General features: G+C 52.3%; 15 protein-coding genes, 1 tRNA gene, 3 rRNA genes and 1 other annotated feature. Of the genes, 13 read left to right on the top strand and 6 right to left on the bottom strand.

All coding sequences use genetic code 11. The features are described 5' to 3' along the window. Positions 1 to 5: 5 nt before the first annotated feature. Positions 6 to 1,370: a PepSY-associated TM helix domain-containing protein gene (locus tag M1D91_RS17770; RefSeq protein ID WP_437433197.1), complete on the top strand. Its 1,365-nt coding sequence runs from the start codon at positions 6 to 8 to the stop codon at positions 1,368 to 1,370. Positions 1,371 to 1,406: 36 nt separating this feature from the next. Here M1D91_RS17770 and dgcN read toward each other — a convergent pair whose 3' ends face one another. Further along, on the bottom strand, positions 1,407 to 2,615 hold the full coding sequence (dgcN, locus tag M1D91_RS17765) for a diguanylate cyclase DgcN (protein WP_437433196.1): 1,209 nt from the start codon (positions 2,613 to 2,615) through the stop codon (positions 1,407 to 1,409). A 695-nt stretch (positions 2,616 to 3,310) separates the two neighbouring features. Between dgcN and aroF the strand changes: the two genes are divergently transcribed. From aroF to M1D91_RS17750, 3 genes are all read left to right on the top strand, one after another. After that, on the top strand, positions 3,311 to 4,381 hold the full coding sequence (gene aroF / locus M1D91_RS17760; protein WP_437433195.1) for a 3-deoxy-7-phosphoheptulonate synthase AroF: 1,071 nt from the start codon (positions 3,311 to 3,313) through the stop codon (positions 4,379 to 4,381). Between the two features lie 9 nt (positions 4,382 to 4,390). Then, complete coding sequence (gene tyrA, locus M1D91_RS17755; RefSeq protein WP_437433194.1) at positions 4,391 to 5,512, top strand: bifunctional chorismate mutase/prephenate dehydrogenase; 1,122 nt, start codon at positions 4,391 to 4,393, stop codon at positions 5,510 to 5,512. A 66-nt stretch (positions 5,513 to 5,578) separates the two neighbouring features. Beyond that, positions 5,579 to 6,484 carry an SMP-30/gluconolactonase/LRE family protein gene (locus M1D91_RS17750; RefSeq protein ID WP_437433193.1) on the top strand — a complete coding sequence of 302 codons (906 nt, stop codon included), beginning with the start codon at positions 5,579 to 5,581 and terminating at the stop codon, positions 6,482 to 6,484. Here M1D91_RS17750 and pheA read toward each other — a convergent pair. The 4 genes from pheA to bamD form a co-directional block, all read right to left on the bottom strand. Beyond that, the gene (pheA, locus tag M1D91_RS17745; protein WP_437433192.1) at positions 6,445 to 7,605 is read right to left on the bottom strand and encodes a bifunctional chorismate mutase/prephenate dehydratase; all 1,161 of its coding nucleotides are present in this window, start codon (positions 7,603 to 7,605) and stop codon (positions 6,445 to 6,447) included. The two genes, M1D91_RS17750 and pheA, sit on opposite strands and share 40 nt — an antisense overlap. A 22-nt stretch (positions 7,606 to 7,627) precedes the next feature. Further along, positions 7,628 to 7,753: a sequence feature (Phe leader region), on the bottom strand. Beyond that, a complete protein-coding gene (gene pheL / locus M1D91_RS17740) occupies positions 7,705 to 7,752 on the bottom strand; it encodes a pheA operon leader peptide PheL (protein ID WP_437433249.1) in 48 nt (15 codons plus the stop codon). It overlaps the preceding feature by 48 nt. A gap of 103 nt (positions 7,754 to 7,856) precedes the next feature. Then, positions 7,857 to 8,192, bottom strand: a complete 336-nt coding sequence (gene raiA, locus M1D91_RS17735) for a ribosome-associated translation inhibitor RaiA (protein ID WP_437433191.1) — start codon at positions 8,190 to 8,192, stop codon at positions 7,857 to 7,859. A gap of 267 nt (positions 8,193 to 8,459) precedes the next feature. Beyond that, complete coding sequence (gene bamD / locus M1D91_RS17730; RefSeq protein ID WP_437433190.1) at positions 8,460 to 9,194, bottom strand: outer membrane protein assembly factor BamD; 735 nt, start codon at positions 9,192 to 9,194, stop codon at positions 8,460 to 8,462. A 130-nt stretch (positions 9,195 to 9,324) separates the two neighbouring features. Between bamD and rluD the strand changes: the two genes are divergently transcribed. From rluD to M1D91_RS17685, 9 genes are all read left to right on the top strand, one after another. Beyond that, positions 9,325 to 10,305 (top strand): 23S rRNA pseudouridine(1911/1915/1917) synthase RluD, encoded by a 981-nt coding sequence (rluD, locus tag M1D91_RS17725; RefSeq protein ID WP_437433189.1) that lies wholly within the window; start codon positions 9,325 to 9,327, stop codon positions 10,303 to 10,305. Then, entirely contained in the window at positions 10,302 to 11,033 is a 732-nt protein-coding gene (gene yfiH / locus M1D91_RS17720) for a purine nucleoside phosphorylase YfiH (RefSeq protein ID WP_437433188.1), read from the top strand. Before rluD ends, yfiH begins: the two co-directional genes overlap by 4 nt. 131 nt (positions 11,034 to 11,164) lie before the next feature. Continuing rightward, on the top strand, positions 11,165 to 13,738 hold the full coding sequence (gene clpB / locus M1D91_RS17715) for an ATP-dependent chaperone ClpB (RefSeq protein ID WP_437433187.1): 2,574 nt from the start codon (positions 11,165 to 11,167) through the stop codon (positions 13,736 to 13,738). A gap of 466 nt (positions 13,739 to 14,204) precedes the next feature. Continuing rightward, a 16S ribosomal RNA gene (locus M1D91_RS17710) occupies positions 14,205 to 15,744 on the top strand. Between the two features lie 84 nt (positions 15,745 to 15,828). Beyond that, positions 15,829 to 15,904, top strand: a tRNA-Glu gene (locus M1D91_RS17705). Positions 15,905 to 16,122: 218 nt separating this feature from the next. Continuing rightward, positions 16,123 to 19,028: ribosomal RNA gene (locus M1D91_RS17700) — 23S ribosomal RNA — on the top strand. A gap of 195 nt (positions 19,029 to 19,223) precedes the next feature. Continuing rightward, positions 19,224 to 19,339 (top strand): 5S ribosomal RNA (rrf, locus tag M1D91_RS17695). The 16S, 23S and 5S rRNA genes sit together here with 1 tRNA gene alongside, the layout of an rRNA operon. 161 nt (positions 19,340 to 19,500) lie before the next feature. Then, positions 19,501 to 19,956 carry a DUF4385 domain-containing protein gene (locus M1D91_RS17690; protein ID WP_437434419.1) on the top strand — a complete coding sequence of 152 codons (456 nt, stop codon included), beginning with the start codon at positions 19,501 to 19,503 and terminating at the stop codon, positions 19,954 to 19,956. A gap of 114 nt (positions 19,957 to 20,070) precedes the next feature. Further along, the gene (locus M1D91_RS17685; protein WP_437434418.1) at positions 20,071 to 21,372 is read left to right on the top strand and encodes an MFS family transporter; all 1,302 of its coding nucleotides are present in this window, start codon (positions 20,071 to 20,073) and stop codon (positions 21,370 to 21,372) included. On the opposite strand, the gene M1D91_RS17680 is transcribed toward M1D91_RS17685, so the two are convergent. Beyond that, positions 21,369 to 21,692: a YfiM family lipoprotein gene (locus M1D91_RS17680; protein WP_437434417.1), complete on the bottom strand. Its 324-nt coding sequence runs from the start codon at positions 21,690 to 21,692 to the stop codon at positions 21,369 to 21,371. The two genes, M1D91_RS17685 and M1D91_RS17680, sit on opposite strands and share 4 nt — an antisense overlap. Positions 21,693 to 21,704: the final 12 nt, after the last annotated feature.

Raw genomic sequence — 21,704 nt, 5'->3', positions numbered from 1 at the left:
AAAGTATGACGACCTGCACTCCGCGCGCGGCCTGGATCCACCTGCTGCGTCGCCTTCATTTTTACATTGGGCTGTTTATCGGGCCGTTTATTTTTGTTGCCGCGCTCACCGGCACGCTCTACGTTGCTTCACCACAGCTGGAACAGCACCTCTACAAAGATGCCCTGACGGGGTCGGTATCCGGTAATCAGCAGGCTTTAGCGGCTCAGGTAGCTGTTGCTGAAGAGGTTACCGGCAAAGCGCTGAGGATTTCGGCAGTACGCCCGGCCCCGGCCGCTGGTGAAACCACGCGGGTGATGTTTGCTGATCCACTCCTTGGGGAATCAGAAAACCGCGCAATTTTTATCGATCCGGTAACGCTGGCAGTTAAGGGTGATATGACTGTGTATGGCACCAGCGGTATTCTGCCGTTTCGCCAGTGGATTGATTACGCGCATCGCTCACTGCTGTTAGGTAATTTCGGCCGCCTATACAGCGAACTGGCCGCCTCCTGGATGTGGGTAGCTGCAGTGGGTGGCATCCTTCTCTGGTTTTTTACCCGCCCAAAACGGCGGCTCAATAACCGGCTGCAAAACACTCGGCGTCTGCATGCCGGCCTCGGATGGGGGTTACTGGCGGGGATGTTGCTTTTCTCCGCGACAGGGCTGACCTGGTCACAATGGGCGGGGGGAAATGTAGATAAAATGCGTGCGGCGTTCGGCTGGTTGACCCCTCAGGTAAACACGCTGCTGAATGAAGGGGCGGAATTACATGATCCCCACGCTGAGCATCACATGCATCATGGGGGAGGGGTAATGCCCCCGCAACACATGGAGCTGCGCCTGTTCGATGAGGTATTACAGACGGCACGCAACGCAGGCATTCATGCCGGTAAGCTTGAGATTCGACCGCCGCGTGATGCCACACGGGCCTGGACAGTAACGGAAATAGACCGATCCTGGCCAACACAGGTTGATGCTGTGGCAGTAGATGGTGCAACGCATCGTGTCCTCGATCACACCCGATTTGCCGACTATCCCCTGATGGCGAAACTGACGCGCTGGGGAGTGGATTTTCATATGGGGGTGCTGTTTGGCCTGGCTAACCAGCTTTTACTGATAACGTTCGGCGCGGCGCTCTGCGTGGCAATCATACTGGGCTACCGGCTCTGGTGGTTGCGCCGTCCTGAAGGCGCAACGGTAAGCCCTGGCGAAACGCTGAGTCAGTGCTGGTTAAACCTTGCCCTTCCTGGCCGGATCCTGACGGTAGGTCTGGCGCTTGCTTTGGGCGTGGCATTACCGGTAATGGGCGTAAGCCTGGTATTGCTGTTACTGATGGACTATTTACGCTGGCGCCACGCCAGGCAGCAGCACCTGCACCAGGGAGTTTAATCAAAGGGCGGGGCTCACCCGCCTTTTTGCTTTTCCTCAGGATGACCGGGCCCGGCGATTTTTGACCTGATACATATTTTTATCCGCCAGCTCCAGCAGACTTTCGGCAGTGGCATGTTCCCAGGTCAGAGCATAACCGATACTGAGCGTCATGGTTGCCATGCTGCCATTACAGAGGTCGATGGGGCTTGCAAATTGCAGAGAAAGCCGGGAGGCGATGCGCTGGACATCGGCATCCGAGTGAACGTCTGCCAGAATCATCGCGAACTCATCGCCCCCAATGCGGTAGACCAGGTGATGGCCTTCGGCGAATGCCATAAGCCTTCTCGCCACTTCAATCAGTACGCAATCCCCGGCCGCATGACCCCAGGTATCATTGATGGATTTGAAATTATCCCCGTCCAGAAAGAGCAGGGCGGAGCTGGCACGTGAGGTCATCTCCTTCATGAGAGTAGCGATGTTGTTGCGAAAGGCTGAACGATTTGCCAGACCGGTGAGCGGATCGTGCAAGGCGGTGCGCAATAACTGGGCATTTTTTGCCTGAAGACGAAGCTGCCATTCCTCCATTTCATCCAGCAGGCTATTAAAATCCTGAGCGAAAAGGTGGAACTCAGCAATACGCTCATCGCTCACGCGGCGGGAGAAGTTACGGTGGGTACGCACATCATGAACGACATCAGTAATATTCTGCAAAGCATCCGCGAGCCCATTATGCAGGCGTCGGGTAATAAGAAAGGCAATCGCAGAGGCGAACATAATGCAGCCTGTCAGCACCAGTAGCGACAAAAGAATGTAATGACCAATGAGATTGTCGAAAGCCTGTAACCTGATTTCGCCGATATAACGACCGTTGTGGATTACCGGCTGAGTTAACGCAGAGGGTAACAGCCAGCGGCTCAAAACCCCATTAAAGGTGCCGGAGGTGTCATCGGGAGATTTGCTCCAGCCTGCCATCAGGCGGTGGCGCCAGTCCAGCACTTCAGCCCCGGAAAAATAACCTTGTTCGCCAAACGTGGTCAGCAGATCTGAGGCTGCGGCTTCATCACCAGTAACCAGTGCTGCTTCAAGGCTGTGGCTCATGGCAACACCCGTAAACTCAAGGTTTTTTCGCGCGTATTGTTGCAGGGTGAAAACCGAGACGATGCTTAACAATAACCAGATCAGCGTCATCGTTATAGTGACGCTGACAAGGCTTATGCGCCGCATACGGCTAATAAACGTCGGGCGAGAAAATGACTTATCCATCCTTGTTCTTCCGGGCAAGCATTAATATATCGGTGTTAACGTTTATGCCGCTCTGCTTTAGCGCATCCATAGCGGTTATGAAGCAGGCCCGGGCAGCGTGAGCAGGCAGACAAAAAGCAGCGCTGCGCCGGCATTCAGGCTCCTGCTATCAACAAGCGGCGGTTGCGCAAAAGGGAGGAGGAGAAGCGCATCAGGACAATGTGAAGCAGTAGCAGACGTGGGTTGTGCCTGCGTCGAATACTTGCCGGAAGTCATCCACTTCCTACCTGAAACCTTTCTGAAGCCCGGTCGTGGCAAAATAACATCGTTGCCTGACACCCGATTGCACATAATGTAGGGATTATATCCGGCTCAGGCCCTGGTGAATTTTGTCATATTCACATTTCATGAATTCAGCCTGTTTTCCCATACAGTCAGTGAATATAACCATAAACGCCGTCACCAGGGTCTGGAAACGGCCTGGCGTGCCCGTACCCTATACACGCCCTCGTACCCTGACGTTAAAGAATGAAAAGGGTGCCTAAGAGCCAGTGTTCATTTTTGTTTACATATAGCAGGGCATTATTTGCTCTTTTTTCTCTTAATGTAAATAAAAGTGTACATAATATGGATTGAAATCTTTACTGATTGTGATATGGTTGTCTTCACCTCACTGAGGATCAACTATCGCAAATGAGCACTACAGGATCGCTATCATGCAAAAAGACGCGCTGAACAACGTACATATCACCGACGAACATGTTTTGATCACGCCCGATCAATTAAAAGCAGCTTTCCCGTTATCGACCGAACAGGAAGCGCAAATTGCACAGTCCCGCCAGACCATCTCGAATATTATTGCCGGTCGCGATCCACGTCTGCTGGTCGTCTGTGGTCCCTGTTCAATTCATGATCCTGAAACCGCGATTGAATATGCTCGTCGATTTAAAGCCCTTGCCGCAGAGGTCAGCGATAGCCTCTATCTGGTGATGCGCGTCTATTTTGAAAAACCCCGTACCACCGTCGGCTGGAAAGGGTTGATTAACGATCCCCACATGGATGGTTCGTTTGATGTCGAAGGCGGTCTGAAAATTGCCCGCCGTTTGCTGGTTGAACTGGTGAGTATGGGTCTGCCGCTCGCAACGGAAGCGCTTGATCCAAACAGTCCTCAGTACCTGGGCGATCTGTTCAGCTGGTCAGCTATTGGCGCGCGTACAACGGAATCCCAGACCCACCGTGAAATGGCATCCGGCCTGTCAATGCCGGTTGGATTTAAAAATGGTACTGACGGTAGTCTGGCAACCGCCATCAATGCAATGCGCGCCGCCGCCATGCCACACCGTTTTGTCGGTATCAACCAGGCAGGCCAGGTTTGTCTGCTGCAAACGCAGGGCAACCCGGACGGTCATGTGATTTTACGTGGTGGTAAAGCACCAAACTACAGCCCGGCAGACGTGGCGCAATGTGAAAAAGAGATGGAGCAGGCAGGACTCAAACCTTCACTGATGGTAGATTGCAGCCATGGTAACTCAAACAAAGATTACCGCCGCCAGCCTGCTGTGGCTGAGTCGGTTGTGGCACAGATCAAAGATGGTAACCGATCAATCATCGGCCTGATGATTGAAAGCAACATTCATGAAGGCAATCAGTCATCCGAGCAGCCGCGTAGTGAAATGAAGTACGGTGTGTCGGTCACCGATGCCTGCATCAACTGGGAAACCACCGAATCCTTGTTGCGCGAAATAAATAACGATCTGCGTGGCAGCCTTGCGGCTCGTCTGGCTTAAGAGGGTGTTATGGTTGCAGAGCTGACCGCATTACGCGATCAAATTGATGAAGTAGATAAGGCGCTGCTGGAGCTGCTGGCGCGCCGCATGGCGCTGGTGGCGGAAGTCGGTGAGGTTAAGAGTCAGTATGGCCTGCCGATCTACGTCCCTGAACGTGAAGCCTCAATGCTGGCATCTCGTCGTAAAGAGGCAGAGTCTCTGGGCGTGCCACCGGACCTGATTGAAGATGTGCTTCGCCGGGTAATGCGAGAATCCTATTCCAGTGAAAACGATAAAGGGTTTAAAACCCTTTGTCCGTCACTACGGCCCGTTGTCATCGTCGGTGGGAAGGGGCAAATGGGACAGCTGTTTGCCAAAATGTTGACGCTTTCTGGCTACCAGGTACGCATTCTGGAAAAAGAAGACTGGGCGCAGGCGCAGACGATTGTGGCTGAGGCTGGCATGGTAATTGTGAGCGTGCCGATTCACGTTACTGAGCAGGTTATCGCACAGCTCCCGCCACTGCCGGAAGACTGCATTCTTATCGATCTGGCGTCCGTGAAAACCGGACCCTTGCAGGCTATGTTAACGGCTCATAAAGGCCCGGTACTGGGGCTGCACCCTATGTTCGGGCCTGACAGCGGCAGTCTTGCCAAGCAGGTTGTTGTCTGGTGTGACGGTCGCCAGCCGGAAGCCTACCAGTGGTTCCTGGAACAGATTCAGGTCTGGGGAGCAAGGCTACATCGTATCAGTGCTGTCGAGCACGATCAGAACATGGCATTTATCCAGGCGCTTCGCCACTTTGCTACGTTCGCGTATGGGCTTCACCTGGCGGAAGAGAATGTTCAGCTTGAACAACTTCTGGCGCTTTCGTCGCCTATCTATCGTCTTGAGCTGGCGATGGTGGGACGCCTTTTTGCCCAGGACCCGCAGCTTTACGCAGATATCATCATGTCTTCGGAAAGTAATCTGGCCCTGATTAAGCGTTATTACCAGCGCTTTGGCGAGGCGATTGCCTTGCTTGAGCAGGGAAATAAACAGGCGTTTATCGACAGCTTCCGCAAAGTTGAGCACTGGTTCGGTGATTATGCGAAGCGTTTTCAGAATGAAAGTCGCGTTTTACTGCGTCAGGCGAACGACAGCCGCCAGTAACTAAAATGCCGTATATACTGAAAAGCCAGCGGGATGCCGCTGGCTTTTTCTTTTTGAGGGCAGGATATGGCTGAATTACAGACATTATTTGACTACACCGGACATTTGCCGGAATGCCCGACCTGGAGCGACGAGGAACAGGCGCTCTGGTGGGCTGATATACTGGAAGGCGAACTTCATCGTTACCATCTCGCTTCCGGGGAGCATAGCGTACTCTCCTTTCCCGAAGAGGTGGGCTGCTTTGCGCTTCGTGAGAAAGGCGGATTTATTGTCGCCATGCGCAATGCTATCTGGCTGGCTGACAGGCATGGCCTGCTGGTGCAAAAAGTCTGTGATAACCCCTCTAACCCACAGCTTGCGCGCTTTAATGATGGGGGCACCGATCACGCGGGTCGCTTCTATGCGGGCACTTTCTGGAGTCCGGGTGATTACAATGGTGCGCTATTAGTGCGTGTCGATACCCAGCTGAAACCGCAGATTATCCAGGCCGATATTCATGGAGCCAATGGGCTGGCATTCAGTCCGGATCGCCAGTGGATGTACACCTCTGATACGCCGAATGGCGTCATCTACCGCACCCCACTGGATGAACACGGTGAGCCGGGCCAGCGCGAAGTGTTTCGGCAATTCAAGCCGAATGAAGGTATCCCTGATGGCGCAGCGATGGATGAAGAGGGATGCTACTGGAGTGCGCTATATGATGGCTGGCGCATCGCCCGTTTTTCACCTCAGGGCGAACAGCTGGAAGAGTATCGGTTGCCCGTACGATGTCCGACAATGGTCTGTTTTGGCGGCGTTGATATGAAAACTCTGTTCATTACGACCACACGGGAGAATATGACGGCGGAGGAAGTGGCAGACTATCCCCTTTCCGGCGCTATCTTCACCCTGCCGGTCAGCGTGGCAGGAATGAAGAAGCCGCGATTTAGGGATCAGGCCGGATCAACGGGAACGACGTTCTCGCCGGGGTAACAACCCAGTACTTTTAGCGATCGTGTAATGGCGGTGAGTTCCCGCAGGGCTTTCTGTACATCCGGGGCGTGCAGATTAGCCTGAATGTCCAGGTAAAACATCTCTTCCCACGGGTTACCGTGTATCGGGCGCGATTCCAGTTTGGTCATGATCAGATTATGGTTTCGCAGCACCAGCAGGGCTTCAACCAACGCCCCCGCCTGTTGCCCGGTGGCTATCAGCAGCGTGGTTTTTGCCGGCACCTGGTCGGAGACCTCGATCGCTTTGCGGGCGAGTACCACGAAACGGGTAATGTTTTGTGTCTGATTTGCCAGATTACGTTCAAGCACCTGCAGACCATACAGTGCTCCACCGGCCTCGTTACCCAGTGCCGCAACGTGTGGCGAACCAGCCTGAGCGACTTTTTCCATTGCCGCGGACGTGCTCTCGGTATATTCAATTTTCCAGTGCGGATAACGATTCAGGAACTGACTGCACTGCTGGAAAGGCTGCGGATGGCTATAAACCGTCTCAATGGTCTGCAAATCCGTTGAGCCTGAGACCAGAACGCAGTGATCGATGGGGATTGTCAGCTCACCGACGATCGACAGAGTAGTATGCTGAAGCAGATCGTAAACATCATTGATCGCGCCAGAACTGGTATTTTCCAGCGGCACCACGGCATAGTCAGCCTGACCTGTCTCAACCTGATTAAAAATGTCCTGGAACTTTGGGCAACCGCTTTCAATAAACTGCTCGAAATGACGGGCGGCATACTGGCGAGCGGCAAGATGCGAGTAGGACCCTTTCGGCCCCAGGAAGGCGATACGAGCAGAGTGCGGGTTGATCTTATTTAAATGATGCTGCAGCAGTGCCTGCTGAGTGAGAACAGAATCTTCGATAATCAACTGGAAAAGGCGGGTGATGTAGTGGGCATCCAGGTGGTGACTTTTTCCAAGCTCAATTAACCGCTCAAGTAAGTCACGCTCACGATCGATATCACGCACGGGTCGGTGCGAGGCCAGCTTCGCTTTGCCCACTTCAACAGCAAGTTCGCGTCGTTCCGCCAGGAGTGAAAGAAGCTTCTCATCTAATGCGCTGATTTTGGAACGTAAATCCAGCAGTGGGTTTTCCGATGTCATAGCGTTGCCTTTCTTGTTATCAATAAAAAAGGCCCCCCGGTGTGGGAGGCCTTATTGTTCGTCTTCGCATTCTTTATTACACGACGAAACGCCTCCCGGTCAGGGGAAGGTAAAAAAGAATGCGAAGAAAAACGGGACACGATACATGGTAATTTCCTTTAGTGCGTAACAGTAAAGTACCCGTACTGTTTTCGCTCTGTCAACAAAAAACGCGCCCGGAGGCGCGTTGCAGATTAACGCAATGTGATGACTTATTCTTCTTCTTCAACGAAGTCTGCATCTTTCACTGAGGTGGTGGCCCGACGCGCTTCACCCTTGTGCTGAACTTTATTGAGCTGGCGCTCCAGCTTGTTGATTAAATCGTTAATCGCGGTGTACATATCTTCATGTTTAGCGCTGGCGACCAGATGCCCGTTTGGCGTATTGATGGTGGCGTCAGCGACGAAGCCCTGAGGCTCTTTAGAGAGAATGATATGTGGATTAATTAAGTGAGTTTGCCATTTATCCAGTTTGGCGAGACGGTCTGCGACATGTTGACGAATTGCAGGAGTGATTTCCATTTGTTTGCTGGTAATGTTCATTGTCATAGATGTTACCTCTTGTCTTTCCGTCTTGGTAATTCCAGCATAACGCTAAAAATGTCAAAATGTGTGATTAAAGTCACATTATTTTGTCACTTTTTGTCAAAGAAGAGGTTTTGTGAGGCAGGGCAGGAAGAGGGGAAATATCGCTTGTCGAAGTCAGGATTACCGGTCATAGTTGACTGGATGACCTGACGCTAACACGCTTCAGCTGAACATCCTCCAATAAAAAAAGGCAACCTATAGGGCTGCCTTTTTAGTTTTTTGCTCGCATCAGCTGCTTTGGTTGGATGCGATGATTTTGGCCACTTTATCCGCCTGCGCATTCATCTGCATCTGGCGATAGGCATTTTCCATCAGCGGCAGCGCATCATGCGTAGCGGCGGTATCCGGGTAGTCACGCAGCATCCCCTCAACACGGTTTACGACGGCCACCCAGGCACCACGGCGGGTATAATATTCCGCCACGGAATATTCATATTTTGCGAGACGATCTTTCAGGAAGACCAGACGTTTGGTGGCATCTGTCACATACTGACTACGCGGGTAGCCGCGAACCAGTTTGGAGAAATCATTGAAAGCATCACGAGCATGTTGAGGGTCTCGGTCACTACGATCCACGCCAAAGAAGCCCTGCAGCGCGCTGTCATCCAGCGCCATGTTAGTCAGACCGCGCATGTACATAACATAATCGATGTTCGGGTGCGTCGGGTTCAGGCGAATAAAGCGATCAATGGAAGCCTGCGCCAGCGGTAAGTCAGCATTTTTATAGTAGGCGTAGATGAGATCCAACTGCACCTGTTGCGAGTAAGGCCCAAATGGATAGCGATTATCCAGCGCTTCTAGTTGCGTTATTGCTGCCTTCCAGTTACCGTCTTGCAGCTTTTGCTGGGCAGTCGCATAGATTTCATTTGGCGGATTATCAGGCACCACTTCCTTTGAACCGGAGCAACCCGCCAAAGCCAGGCTCAACGTGGCGGCTGCCACCAGATATTTCATGCGCGTCATGACGTTTAGACTTTCCTCAAATGTTTATGCGGGAGATTGTCTCTTCCTGCTCCCGACTAAGACCAGCTACAATAGCACACTATATTATACGGCGAAGCCGTAAAACCCAACGTTAACGAAGAAGCTGTATATGGCACAACGAGTACAACTCACCGCAACGGTGTCCGAAAAACAACTTGGACAACGGTTAGATCAGGCTTTAGCCGAATTGTTCCCTGATTATTCGCGTTCGCGCATAAAAGAGTGGATCCTTGCCCAAAATGTTCAGGTAAATGGCAAACTCTGGGACACACCAAAAGAGAAGGTTCTGGGGGGCGAAAGCGTCACCATTACCGCTGAAATCGAGGAAGAAGTACGGTTTGAGCCGCAAGATATTCCGCTGACTATCGTCTACGAAGATGACGATATTCTGGTTATCAATAAGCCTCGCGACCTTGTGGTCCACCCCGGTGCAGGTAATCCCGATGGCACCGTACTGAATGCATTACTTCATTATTACCCGCCTATTGTTGATGTACCGCGCGCGGGTATTGTTCACCGTCTGGACAAAGACACCACCGGCCTGATGGTCGTGGCCAAAACCATACCGGCGCAAACGCGTTTGGTTGAATCATTGCAACTGCGCGAAATTACCCGTGAATATGAAGCGGTAGCAATTGGTCATATGACGTCTGGTGGTACGGTTGAAGAACCCATCAGCCGCCACCCGACCAAGCGTACACACATGTCCGTGCATCCGATGGGGAAACCTGCAGTAACGCATTACCGCATCATGGAGCATTTCCGCGTCCATACGCGTTTACGCCTGCGTCTGGAAACGGGCCGAACTCACCAGATTCGTGTTCACATGGCACATATCACGCATCCGTTGGTGGGTGACCAGCTCTACGGCGGCCGCCCACGTCCGCCTAAGGGCGCTTCTGAAGCGTTCATCACCGAGCTGCGTAAATTCGATCGCCAGGCTTTGCATGCCACCATGCTTCGACTCTATCACCCTATTACTGGTATTGAGATGGAATGGCATGCGCCTATCCCGCAGGATATGGTGGAGCTGATTGCCGCTATGCGCGACGATTTTGAAACGCATAAGGATGATGTGGCCTGGCTATGACACACTTGATTATCCCCGAATGGCCGCTACCCAAAGGTGTGGCTGCATGTAGCTCGACGCGACACGGTGGTGTCAGCGTACCGCCTTATGATTCGCTAAATCTGGGTGCTCATTGCGGTGATAATCTGGAACACGTCGAAGAAAACCGCCTGCGGCTTTATGCAGCTGGCGGGTTGCCATCGAAACCCGTCTGGCTTGAGCAAGTTCATGGCAACGCTGTATTAACTCTCACTGGTGGTGATTGTGCCAGTAAACGTGCGGACGCGTCTTACAGCACGCTCCCCGGCACCGTTTGTGCGGTCATGACCGCTGACTGCCTGCCCGTGCTCTTTTGCAATCGGGCGGGTACGGAAGTGGCAGCTGCCCATGCCGGGTGGCGAGGCTTATGCGCGGGTGTGCTTGAAGATACGGTGGCTTGTTTTACAGATAACCCTGAAAACATAATCGCCTGGCTCGGCCCTGCGATTGGCCCGGATGCATTCGAAGTCGGGGCGGAGGTTCGTGAGGCTTTCATGGCGGTGGATAATCGTGCCGACAGTGCCTTCAAACCCGCAGGTGAGAAATTTTACGCAGACATTTACGCTCTGGCACGCCAGCGTCTTGAAAGTGTGGGCATCACCCATGTTTTTGGAGGCGACCGCTGCACCTTCACAGAAAAGCACGATTTCTTCTCTTATCGTCGCGACAAGACGACAGGCCGTATGGCAAGTTTCATTTGGCTGATATAACCTAACGAATCAAGACGATCCAGTGCGCAGCACTTTCTTTCCACATAATTCAGGTCATCAACCTTGAATAATTGAGGGATGACCTCATTTAATCTCCAGTAGCAAATTTGACCTGTTATATGGGGGGAGTTATGCGTCTGGATCGTCTTACCAATAAATTCCAGCTTGCTCTTGCCGATGCCCAGTCTCTCGCACTGGGGCACGACAACCAATTCATCGAACCACTTCATTTAATGAGCGCCTTACTGAATCAGGAAGGGGGCTCAGTACGTCCTTTATTAACCTCGGCGGGCGTTAATGCCGGACAGTTACGTACGGCTATCGATCAGGCGTTAAGCCGCTTACCGCAGGTCGAGGGTACTGGCGGTGACGTGCAGCCTTCTCAGGATCTGGTACGTGTACTCAACCTTTGCGACAAGCTGGCGCAAAAACGTGGGGACAACTTTATTTCGTCAGAGCTGTTTGTTCTGGCGGCGCTTGAGTCTCGCGGAACGCTGACCGATCTGCTGAAAGCGGCAGGGGCTTCCACCGCGAATGTGACGCAGGCAATTGAACAAATGCGTGGAGGTGAAAACGTGAACGACCAGGGGGCTGAAGACCAACGTCAGGCCTTGAAAAAATATACCGTTGATCTGACGGAGCGTGCAGAGCAGGGCAAACTTGACCCGGTTATCGGTCGCGATGAAGAAATTCGCCGTACTATTCAGGTGCTGCAACGTCGTACCAAAAATAACCCGGTCCTCATTGGTGAGCCTGGCGTGGGTAAAACCGCCATTGTCGAAGGGCTTGCGCAGCGTATCGTTAACGGCGAAGTGCCAGAAGGCTTAAAAGGCCGTCGCGTCCTGGCGCTGGATATGGGATCGCTGGTGGCCGGGGCGAAATACCGCGGTGAATTTGAAGAACGTCTGAAAGGTGTGCTGAACGATCTTGCTAAACAGGAAGGTAACGTCATTCTGTTTATCGACGAATTGCACACTATGGTAGGTGCCGGTAAAGCCGATGGTGCGATGGATGCCGGAAACATGCTCAAACCGGCACTGGCACGTGGTGAACTGCACTGTGTGGGGGCTACCACGCTTGATGAATATCGCCAGTACATTGAGAAAGATGCGGCCCTTGAGCGTCGTTTCCAGAAAGTGTTTGTGGCTGAGCCTTCAGTGGAAGACACCATTGCCATTCTGCGCGGTTTAAAAGAACGCTACGAACTGCATCACCACGTGCAGATCACCGATCCGGCGATTGTAGCGGCAGCAACGCTTTCTCATCGTTATATCGCTGACCGTCAGTTACCGGATAAGGCTATTGACCTTATTGATGAAGCGGCATCCAGCATTCGTATGCAGATTGACTCCAAACCGGAAGAGCTGGACCGGCTTGACCGCCGTATTATCCAGCTCAAGCTGGAACAGCAGGCCTTACTAAAAGAGTCTGACGATGCCAGTAAAAAACGTCTGGATATGCTTAACGACGAGCTTTCCGATAAAGAACGCCAATACTCTTCATTAGAAGAAGAGTGGAAAGCGGAGAAGGCGTCCTTGTCTGGCACTCAGACCATCAAGGCTGAACTTGAGCAGGCTAAAATTGCCATTGAACAGGCTCGTCGGGTGGGCGATCTCGCAAGGATGTCTGAACTGCAATACGGCAAAATTCCTGAGCTCGAAAAACAGCTTGAAGCCGCCACGCAGTCTGAAGGCAAAACGATGCGCTTGCTGCGTAATAAAGTAACTGATGCGGAAATTGCCGAAGTCCTTGCCCGCTGGACCGGGATCCCCGTTGCGCGAATGATGGAAGGGGAACGCGATAAACTGTTACGGATGGAACATGACCTTCATCATCGGGTGATTGGTCAGGATGAAGCAGTCGAAGCGGTTTCCAACGCAATTCGCCGTAGCCGGGCGGGGTTAGCTGACCCTAATCGTCCTATTGGTTCATTCCTGTTCCTCGGGCCAACCGGGGTGGGTAAAACAGAACTCTGTAAATCGCTGGCGAACTTTATGTTTGATAGTGACGATGCGATGGTTCGTATCGACATGTCAGAGTTTATGGAAAAACACTCGGTCTCTCGCCTGGTGGGGGCACCTCCGGGATATGTCGGGTACGAAGAAGGTGGCTATTTAACCGAAGCGGTTCGTCGGCGCCCTTACTCGGTCATTCTGTTAGATGAGGTCGAGAAGGCGCATCCGGATGTGTTCAACATTCTGTTGCAGGTGCTGGATGATGGCCGCCTGACCGACGGGCAAGGAAGAACGGTCGATTTTCGCAATACCGTGGTCATCATGACCTCGAACCTTGGATCGGATTTAATTCAGGAACGCTTTGGTGATCTGGACTATGGCCATATGAAAGAGCTGGTCATGGGCGTGGTAAGCCATAGTTTCCGCCCGGAATTTATCAACCGTATTGATGAAGTAGTGGTGTTCCATCCTCTGGGCGAGAAACATATTGCTTCTATTGCCCGTATCCAGTTGCAAAGACTGTATAAACGTCTCGAAGAGCGTGGGTATGAGGTCGACATTTCTGACGAGGCCTTAAAGCAGTTGAGCGAGCATGGCTACGATCCGGTTTATGGAGCCCGTCCATTGAAACGTGCTATCCAGCAGCAAATTGAGAATCCGCTGGCGCAGCAAATCCTTTCTGGCGAGCTGATTCCTGGAAAACGAGTCCAGCTTGAGGTTAAAGATGGGCGGATAGTCGCAGTGCAGTAAATAACAGAACTACAAAAACGAGTCCTTTGGGGCTCGTTTTTGTTTAAAAAGCAGGCGAAAACAGACTTTATAGATATGGATTGCCTGGAAAGTGAGCGAACGATAACTTTTTTGAATTTTAGACTTGTCAGCCCGGAATAACTCCCTATAATGCGCCTCCACTGACACGGAACAACGGCACACACGCCGCCGGGTCAGCAGGGTGTTCCGGTGAGATTCACTGAGAAGCCCGCAGAGAAAAGCGAAAATAAACGCTTGACTCTGAAAGAGGAAAGCGTAATATACGCCACCTCGCAACGGTGAGCGAAAGCCGCGTTGCACTGCTCTTTAACAATTTATCAGACAATCTGTGTGGGCACTCAAAGTGACATGGACTCTTGATGTCCTCGGACAAAAAATGAATACCAAGTCTCAAAGAGTGAACACGTAATTCATTACGAAGTTTAATTCTACGAGCATCAAACTTAAATTGAAGAGTTTGATCATGGCTCAGATTGAACGCTGGCGGCAGGCCTAACACATGCAAGTCGAACGGTAGCACAGAGAGCTTGCTCTCGGGTGACGAGTGGCGGACGGGTGAGTAATGTCTGGGAAACTGCCTGATGGAGGGGGATAACTACTGGAAACGGTAGCTAATACCGCATAACGTCGCAAGACCAAAGAGGGGGACCTTCGGGCCTCTTGCCATCAGATGTGCCCAGATGGGATTAGCTAGTAGGTGGGGTAATGGCTCACCTAGGCGACGATCCCTAGCTGGTCTGAGAGGATGACCAGCCACACTGGAACTGAGACACGGTCCAGACTCCTACGGGAGGCAGCAGTGGGGAATATTGCACAATGGGCGCAAGCCTGATGCAGCCATGCCGCGTGTATGAAGAAGGCCTTCGGGTTGTAAAGTACTTTCAGCGGGGAGGAAGGCGATACGGTTAATAACCGTGTCGATTGACGTTACCCGCAGAAGAAGCACCGGCTAACTCCGTGCCAGCAGCCGCGGTAATACGGAGGGTGCAAGCGTTAATCGGAATTACTGGGCGTAAAGCGCACGCAGGCGGTCTGTCAAGTCGGATGTGAAATCCCCGGGCTCAACCTGGGAACTGCATTCGAAACTGGCAGGCTTGAGTCTTGTAGAGGGGGGTAGAATTCCAGGTGTAGCGGTGAAATGCGTAGAGATCTGGAGGAATACCGGTGGCGAAGGCGGCCCCCTGGACAAAGACTGACGCTCAGGTGCGAAAGCGTGGGGAGCAAACAGGATTAGATACCCTGGTAGTCCACGCTGTAAACGATGTCGACTTGGAGGTTGTGCCCTTGAGGCGTGGCTTCCGGAGCTAACGCGTTAAGTCGACCGCCTGGGGAGTACGGCCGCAAGGTTAAAACTCAAATGAATTGACGGGGGCCCGCACAAGCGGTGGAGCATGTGGTTTAATTCGATGCAACGCGAAGAACCTTACCTACTCTTGACATCCACGGAACTTGGCAGAGATGCCTTGGTGCCTTCGGGAACCGTGAGACAGGTGCTGCATGGCTGTCGTCAGCTCGTGTTGTGAAATGTTGGGTTAAGTCCCGCAACGAGCGCAACCCTTATCCTTTGTTGCCAGCGGTTCGGCCGGGAACTCAAAGGAGACTGCCAGTGATAAACTGGAGGAAGGTGGGGATGACGTCAAGTCATCATGGCCCTTACGAGTAGGGCTACACACGTGCTACAATGGCGTATACAAAGAGAAGCGACCTCGCGAGAGCAAGCGGACCTCATAAAGTACGTCGTAGTCCGGATTGGAGTCTGCAACTCGACTCCATGAAGTCGGAATCGCTAGTAATCGTGGATCAGAATGCCACGGTGAATACGTTCCCGGGCCTTGTACACACCGCCCGTCACACCATGGGAGTGGGTTGCAAAAGAAGTAGGTAGCTTAACCTTCGGGAGGGCGCTTACCACTTTGTGATTCATGACTGGGGTGAAGTCGTAACAAGGTAACCGTAGGGGAACCTGCGGTTGGATCACCTCCTTACCTTAAAGAACCTGCCTTTGCAGTGCTCACACAGATTGTCTGATGAAAAGTAAATAGCAAGGCGTCTTGCGATTGAGACTTTGTGTCCCCTTCGTCTAGAGGCCCAGGACACCGCCCTTTCACGGCGGTAACAGGGGTTCGAATCCCCTAGGGGACGCCACTTGCTGGTATGTGAGTGAAAGTCACCTGCTGATATATCTCAAAACTCATCCTCGGGTGACGTTTGAGATATTTGCTCTTTAAAAATCTGGATCAAGCTGAAAATTGAAACAACACCCTGTTTCTTTTCTCCGTAATAAGAAAAGAAAAACAGGCGTGTTTGAGTCTCTCAAATTTTCACGACACTGAAGCGTTTTACGAAACAGCTTCGGGTTGTGAGGTTAAGCGACCAAGCGTACACGGTGGATGCCCTGGCAGTCAGAGGCGATGAAGGGCGTGCTAATCTGCGATAAGCGCCGGCGAGGTGATATGAACCCTTGACCCGGCGATACCCGAATGGGGAAACCCAGTGTGATTCGTCACACTATCATGTCATGAATACATAGTGGCATGAGGCGAACCGGGGGAACTGAAACATCTAAGTACCCCGAGGAAAAGAAATCAACCGAGATTCCCCCAGTAGCGGCGAGCGAACGGGGAGGAGCCCAGAGTCTGAATCAGCAAATGTGTTAGTGGAAGCGTCTGGAAAGTCGCACGGTACAGGGTGAAAGTCCCGTACACGAAAATGCATCTGTTGTGAACTCGAAGAGTAGGGCGGGACACGTGGTATCCTGTCTGAATATGGGGGGACCATCCTCCAAGGCTAAATACTCCTGACTGACCGATAGTGAACCAGTACCGTGAGGGAAAGGCGAAAAGAACCCCGGCGAGGGGAGTGAAAAAGAACCTGAAACCGTGTACGTACAAGCAGTGGGAGCACCTTCGTGGTGTGACTGCGTACCTTTTGTATAATGGGTCAGCGACTTATATTCTGTAGCAAGGTTAACCGTATAGGGGAGCCGCAGGGAAACCGAGTCTTAACTGGGCGTTAAGTTGCAGGGTATAGACCCGAAACCCGGTGATCTAGCCATGGGCAGGTTGAAGGTTGGGTAACACTAACTGGAGGACCGAACCGACTAATGTTGAAAAATTAGCGGATGACCTGTGGCTGGGGGTGAAAGGCCAATCAAACCGGGAGATAGCTGGTTCTCCCCGAAAGCTATTTAGGTAGCGCCTCGTGAATTCATCTCCGGGGGTAGAGCACTGTTTCGGCTAGGGGGCCATCCCGGCTTACCAACCCGATGCAAACTACGAATACCGGAGAATGTTATCACGGGAGACACACGGCGGGTGCTAACGTCCGTCGTGAAGAGGGAAACAACCCAGACCGCCAGCTAAGGTCCCAAAGTCATGGTTAAGTGGGAAACGATGTGGGAAGGCACAGACAGCCAGGATGTTGGCTTAGAAGCAGCCATCATTTAAAGAAAGCGTAATAGCTCACTGGTCGAGTCGGCCTGCGCGGAAGATGTAACGGGGCTAAACCATGCACCGAAGCTGCGGCAGCGACACTTATGTGTTGTTGGGTAGGGGAGCGTTCTGTAAGCCGTTGAAGGTGGCCTGTGAGGGCTGCTGGAGGTATCAGAAGTGCGAATGCTGACATAAGTAACGATAAAGCGGGTGAAAAGCCCGCTCGCCGGAAGACCAAGGGTTCCTGTCCAACGTTAATCGGGGCAGGGTGAGTCGACCCCTAAGGCGAGGCCGAAAGGCGTAGTCGATGGGAAACAGGTTAATATTCCTGTACTTGGTGTTACTGCGAAGGGGGGACGGAGAAGGCTATGTCGGCCGGGCGACGGTTGTCCCGGTTTAAGCATGTAGGCGGAGGTTCCAGGTAAATCCGGTACCTTTTAACGCTGAGGTGTGATGACGAGGCACTACGGTGCTGAAGTGACAAATGCCCTGCTTCCAGGAAAAGCCTCTAAGCATCAGGTAACACGAAATCGTACCCCAAACCGACACAGGTGGTCAGGTAGAGAATACCAAGGCGCTTGAGAGAACTCGGGTGAAGGAACTAGGCAAAATGGTGCCGTAACTTCGGGAGAAGGCACGCTGGTGCGTAGGTGAAGTGACTTGCTCACGGAGCTGAAACCAGTCGAAGATACCAGCTGGCTGCAACTGTTTATTAAAAACACAGCACTGTGCAAACACGAAAGTGGACGTATACGGTGTGACGCCTGCCCGGTGCCGGAAGGTTAATTGATGGGGTTATCCGTAAGGAGAAGCTCTTGATCGAAGCCCCGGTAAACGGCGGCCGTAACTATAACGGTCCTAAGGTAGCGAAATTCCTTGTCGGGTAAGTTCCGACCTGCACGAATGGCGTAATGATGGCCAGGCTGTCTCCACCCGAGACTCAGTGAAATTGAACTCGCTGTGAAGATGCAGTGTACCCGCGGCAAGACGGAAAGACCCCGTGAACCTTTACTATAGCTTGACACTGAACATTGAGCCTTGATGTGTAGGATAGGTGGGAGGCTTTGAAGCGTGGACGCCAGTCTGCGTGGAGCCAACCTTGAAATACCACCCTTTAATGTTTGATGTTCTAACGTGGACCCGTGATCCGGGTTGCGGACAGTGTCTGGTGGGTAGTTTGACTGGGGCGGTCTCCTCCTAAAGTGTAACGGAGGAGCACGAAGGTTAGCTAATCCTGGTCGGACATCAGGAGGTTAGTGCAATGGCATAAGCTAGCTTGACTGCGAGAGTGACGGCTCGAGCAGGTGCGAAAGCAGGTCATAGTGATCCGGTGGTTCTGAATGGAAGGGCCATCGCTCAACGGATAAAAGGTACTCCGGGGATAACAGGCTGATACCGCCCAAGAGTTCATATCGACGGCGGTGTTTGGCACCTCGATGTCGGCTCATCACATCCTGGGGCTGAAGTAGGTCCCAAGGGTACGGCTGTTCGCCGTTTAAAGTGGTACGCGAGCTGGGTTTAGAACGTCGTGAGACAGTTCGGTCCCTATCTGCCGTGGGCGCTGGAGAATTGAGGGGGGCTGCTCCTAGTACGAGAGGACCGGAGTGGACGCATCACTGGTGTTCGGGTTGTCATGCCAATGGCACTGCCCGGTAGCTAAATGCGGAAAAGATAAGTGCTGAAAGCATCTAAGCACGAAACTTGCCCCGAGATGAGTTCTCCCTGAGACTTTAAGTCTCCTGAAGGAACGTTGAAGACGACGACGTTGATAGGTCGGGTGTGTAAGCGCAGCGATGCGTTGAGCTAACCGATACTAATGAACCGTGAGGCTTAACCTTACAACGCCGAAGCTGTTTTGGCGTGAGAGACACGATTTTCAGCTGATTCCAGAATTAAGTGCGCAATAATTTGCGCAGCAGCAAGGCGGCCAGCGAGGGAAAGGAAGGAGCATACTGAGGTATGTGACTGACTTTGCGAGCGCAGGCAACGCGGCTGATGCGATAAAAGATTGCGTACAGAGCACAAAGAATTTGCCTGGCGGCACTAGCGCGGTGGTCCCACCTGACCCCATGCCGAACTCAGAAGTGAAACGCCGTAGCGCCGATGGTAGTGTGGGGTCTCCCCATGCGAGAGTAGGGAACTGCCAGGCATCAAACAAGTAAAGAGCCCATCCTGACGGATGGGCTTTTTGCGTTTCTGCTGCAAAAAACGCTAACAAGCCACTATCTTGTTTCTCCGCTTACTTCCTGTCCTCCATTGTACTCTGCATAACCTATCCTTATTCATTCGTAGTCTATAAGGAGCGGTGATGTGAGCAGCAAATCTTTCAATTACGATCAGGACTTCACCCTTATCAATTTTCGCGAGCATCCTGAGTGTTATCAGGTAGGACGGGGCGAGCAAGGCGTACTGCTGGTCGAGCCTTATAAGAGCGAGATTCTGCCCTGGTGGCGTTATAAAGATCCTGAATCTGCGACAAAATCAGCTGAAAAAATCTATCAGTTATTTGAAGCCTATCGGCAGCAGGACGATTTTGTGGGCATGGATATGGCCCGCAAATTTATACAAATGGGATATACCCGTGCACGGCGTTACGCTAATTACAAAGGCGGCAGAAAATATGCAAAAGATGGCAGTACCCATGAGCGCGGGAACGATCCGGTAAAAGCTGCGGCCGCAGCCATTTTCAAACAATGGTGGGATAAAATCCGGGCGGATGAAGATTATCTTGCGCGCAAACGAGCGCATATCTCGCGCTGGGGATAGGTCAGATCGCAGTTTAACATTCTGAAATGGTAGCAGACAAATCATTAACACTGTATTTACTTTTGGTCGGGGCGTAATCTGATTTCCCAGAGAAACAGACCAAAGGGGAGAAAAATGGCTGAGGTCACTACTCGCCAGGAGAACAAAACTGTAGATGTGACGGACATGCGCCGCCGGGTATGGGCCATTATTGGCGCTTCATCTGGTAACCTGGTGGAATGGTTCGATTTCTACGTTTACTCATTTTGTTCACTGTATTTTGCGCATATCTTTTTTCCAGCCGGTAATACCACAACCCAACTTTTACAAACCGCAGGGGTATTTGCTGCCGGGTTCCTTATGCGTCCGATAGGGGGCTGGTTATTTGGTCGTATTGCTGACAGGCATGGGCGCAAAAAGTCTATGCTGATCTCCGTCTGCATGATGTGTATGGGGTCGTTAGTGATAGCCTGCTTACCCGGTTACGATACTATCGGCACATGGGCCCCAGCATTATTGTTGCTGGCCCGGTTATTTCAGGGACTCTCTGTAGGAGGAGAGTATGGCACCAGTGCAACCTATATGAGTGAAGTCGCCCTCGAAGGTCGAAAGGGTTTTTATGCTTCATTTCAGTACGTTACGTTGATTGGTGGCCAGCTTCTGGCGCTGCTGGTTGTGGTGGTGTTGCAGCAGATATTAGAAGATGAGCAACTGCGTGCATGGGGATGGCGCATCCCTTTCGCATTGGGTGCGGCCTTAGCCGTGGTGGCGTTATGGCTGCGTCGGCAACTTGATGAAACATCAAAGCAGGAAGTCTGCGCATTAAAAGATGCTGGCTCTCTGCGTGGCCTGTGGCGGAACCGAAAAGCATTCATCATGGTGTTGGGTTTTACCGCAGGTGGATCGTTAAGTTTTTATACTTTCACGACATACATGCAGAAGTACCTTGTCAACACGGCGGGTATGCATGCAAACGTGGCCAGTGTCATCATGACCGTGGCACTTTTTGTTTTTATGCTTATTCAGCCGCTTGTCGGGGCACTTTCCGATCGCATAGGCCGTCGTGCCTCCATGCTCTGCTTTGGGGGTTTTGCTACCCTCTTTACCGTGCCTGTCCTGAGTGCATTGCAGAATGTGACATCACCGTGGGCGGCATTTGCCCTGGTCATGTTGGCGTTGCTTATCGTTAGCTTTTATACCTCCATTAGCGGCATCCTGAAAGCGGAGATGTTTCCAGCCCAGGTGCGTGCGCTTGGCGTGGGATTGTCTTACGCTGTGGCGAACGCCTTGTTTGGTGGTTCCGCAGAGTATGTTGCGCTGTCGCTAAAATCGATGGGGATTGAGACGGCCTTCTTTTGGTACGTGACCGCTTTATGCGCACTGGCGTTCATTGTTTCGCTGATGCTTCATCGCAAGGGAAAGGGGATACGGCTTTAATGGTCCGCTAACTGCCAGACGGCAAAACCTGTAGCTGCCCCGGCGATGTCCCAGGCAAAATCCTTCCAGCTCCAGCCGCTTCCGTTCGGGCGGCTGTCCCAAAATTCTTTTGATGCCCCAAGGCTTACAGAAAACATCAGGCCATAAACGGCAGCTCGATCGCCCCCGTAGCCCTGGTGCCTGGCATACTCATTACCTGCTGCCGATAACATTGCAGAAGCGAGGAAATGCTGCGCTTTGTCCTGTCCGCTCCATTGATCCCTGGCGGTATGGGCACAGCCTGTCAATAACACTATGCAGACGAGGATGACATGGCGCATAAACGAACCTGA

The organism is Enterobacter sp. SA197 (genome assembly GCF_054131575.1).
Note: the sequence above shows the minus strand (reverse complement) of the source record. Positions and strands in the feature narration are given on the sequence as shown.

Excerpts from the sequence above, each read along its gene's own strand:
- M1D91_RS17770 (WP_437433197.1), top strand. The coding sequence starts at position 6 with ATGACGACCTGCACTCCGCGCGCGGCCTGGATCCACCTGCTGCGTCGC.
- dgcN (WP_437433196.1), bottom strand. The coding sequence starts at position 2,615 with ATGGATAAGTCATTTTCTCGCCCGACGTTTATTAGCCGTATGCGGCGC.
- aroF (WP_437433195.1), top strand. The coding sequence starts at position 3,311 with ATGCAAAAAGACGCGCTGAACAACGTACATATCACCGACGAACATGTT.
- tyrA (WP_437433194.1), top strand. The coding sequence starts at position 4,391 with ATGGTTGCAGAGCTGACCGCATTACGCGATCAAATTGATGAAGTAGAT.
- M1D91_RS17750 (WP_437433193.1), top strand. The coding sequence starts at position 5,579 with ATGGCTGAATTACAGACATTATTTGACTACACCGGACATTTGCCGGAA.
- pheA (WP_437433192.1), bottom strand. The coding sequence starts at position 7,605 with ATGACATCGGAAAACCCACTGCTGGATTTACGTTCCAAAATCAGCGCA.
- raiA (WP_437433191.1), bottom strand. The coding sequence starts at position 8,192 with ATGACAATGAACATTACCAGCAAACAAATGGAAATCACTCCTGCAATT.
- bamD (WP_437433190.1), bottom strand. The coding sequence starts at position 9,194 with ATGACGCGCATGAAATATCTGGTGGCAGCCGCCACGTTGAGCCTGGCT.
- rluD (WP_437433189.1), top strand. The coding sequence starts at position 9,325 with ATGGCACAACGAGTACAACTCACCGCAACGGTGTCCGAAAAACAACTT.
- yfiH (WP_437433188.1), top strand. The coding sequence starts at position 10,302 with ATGACACACTTGATTATCCCCGAATGGCCGCTACCCAAAGGTGTGGCT.
- clpB (WP_437433187.1), top strand. The coding sequence starts at position 11,165 with ATGCGTCTGGATCGTCTTACCAATAAATTCCAGCTTGCTCTTGCCGAT.
- M1D91_RS17685 (WP_437434418.1), top strand. The coding sequence starts at position 20,071 with ATGGCTGAGGTCACTACTCGCCAGGAGAACAAAACTGTAGATGTGACG.
- M1D91_RS17680 (WP_437434417.1), bottom strand. The coding sequence starts at position 21,692 with ATGCGCCATGTCATCCTCGTCTGCATAGTGTTATTGACAGGCTGTGCC.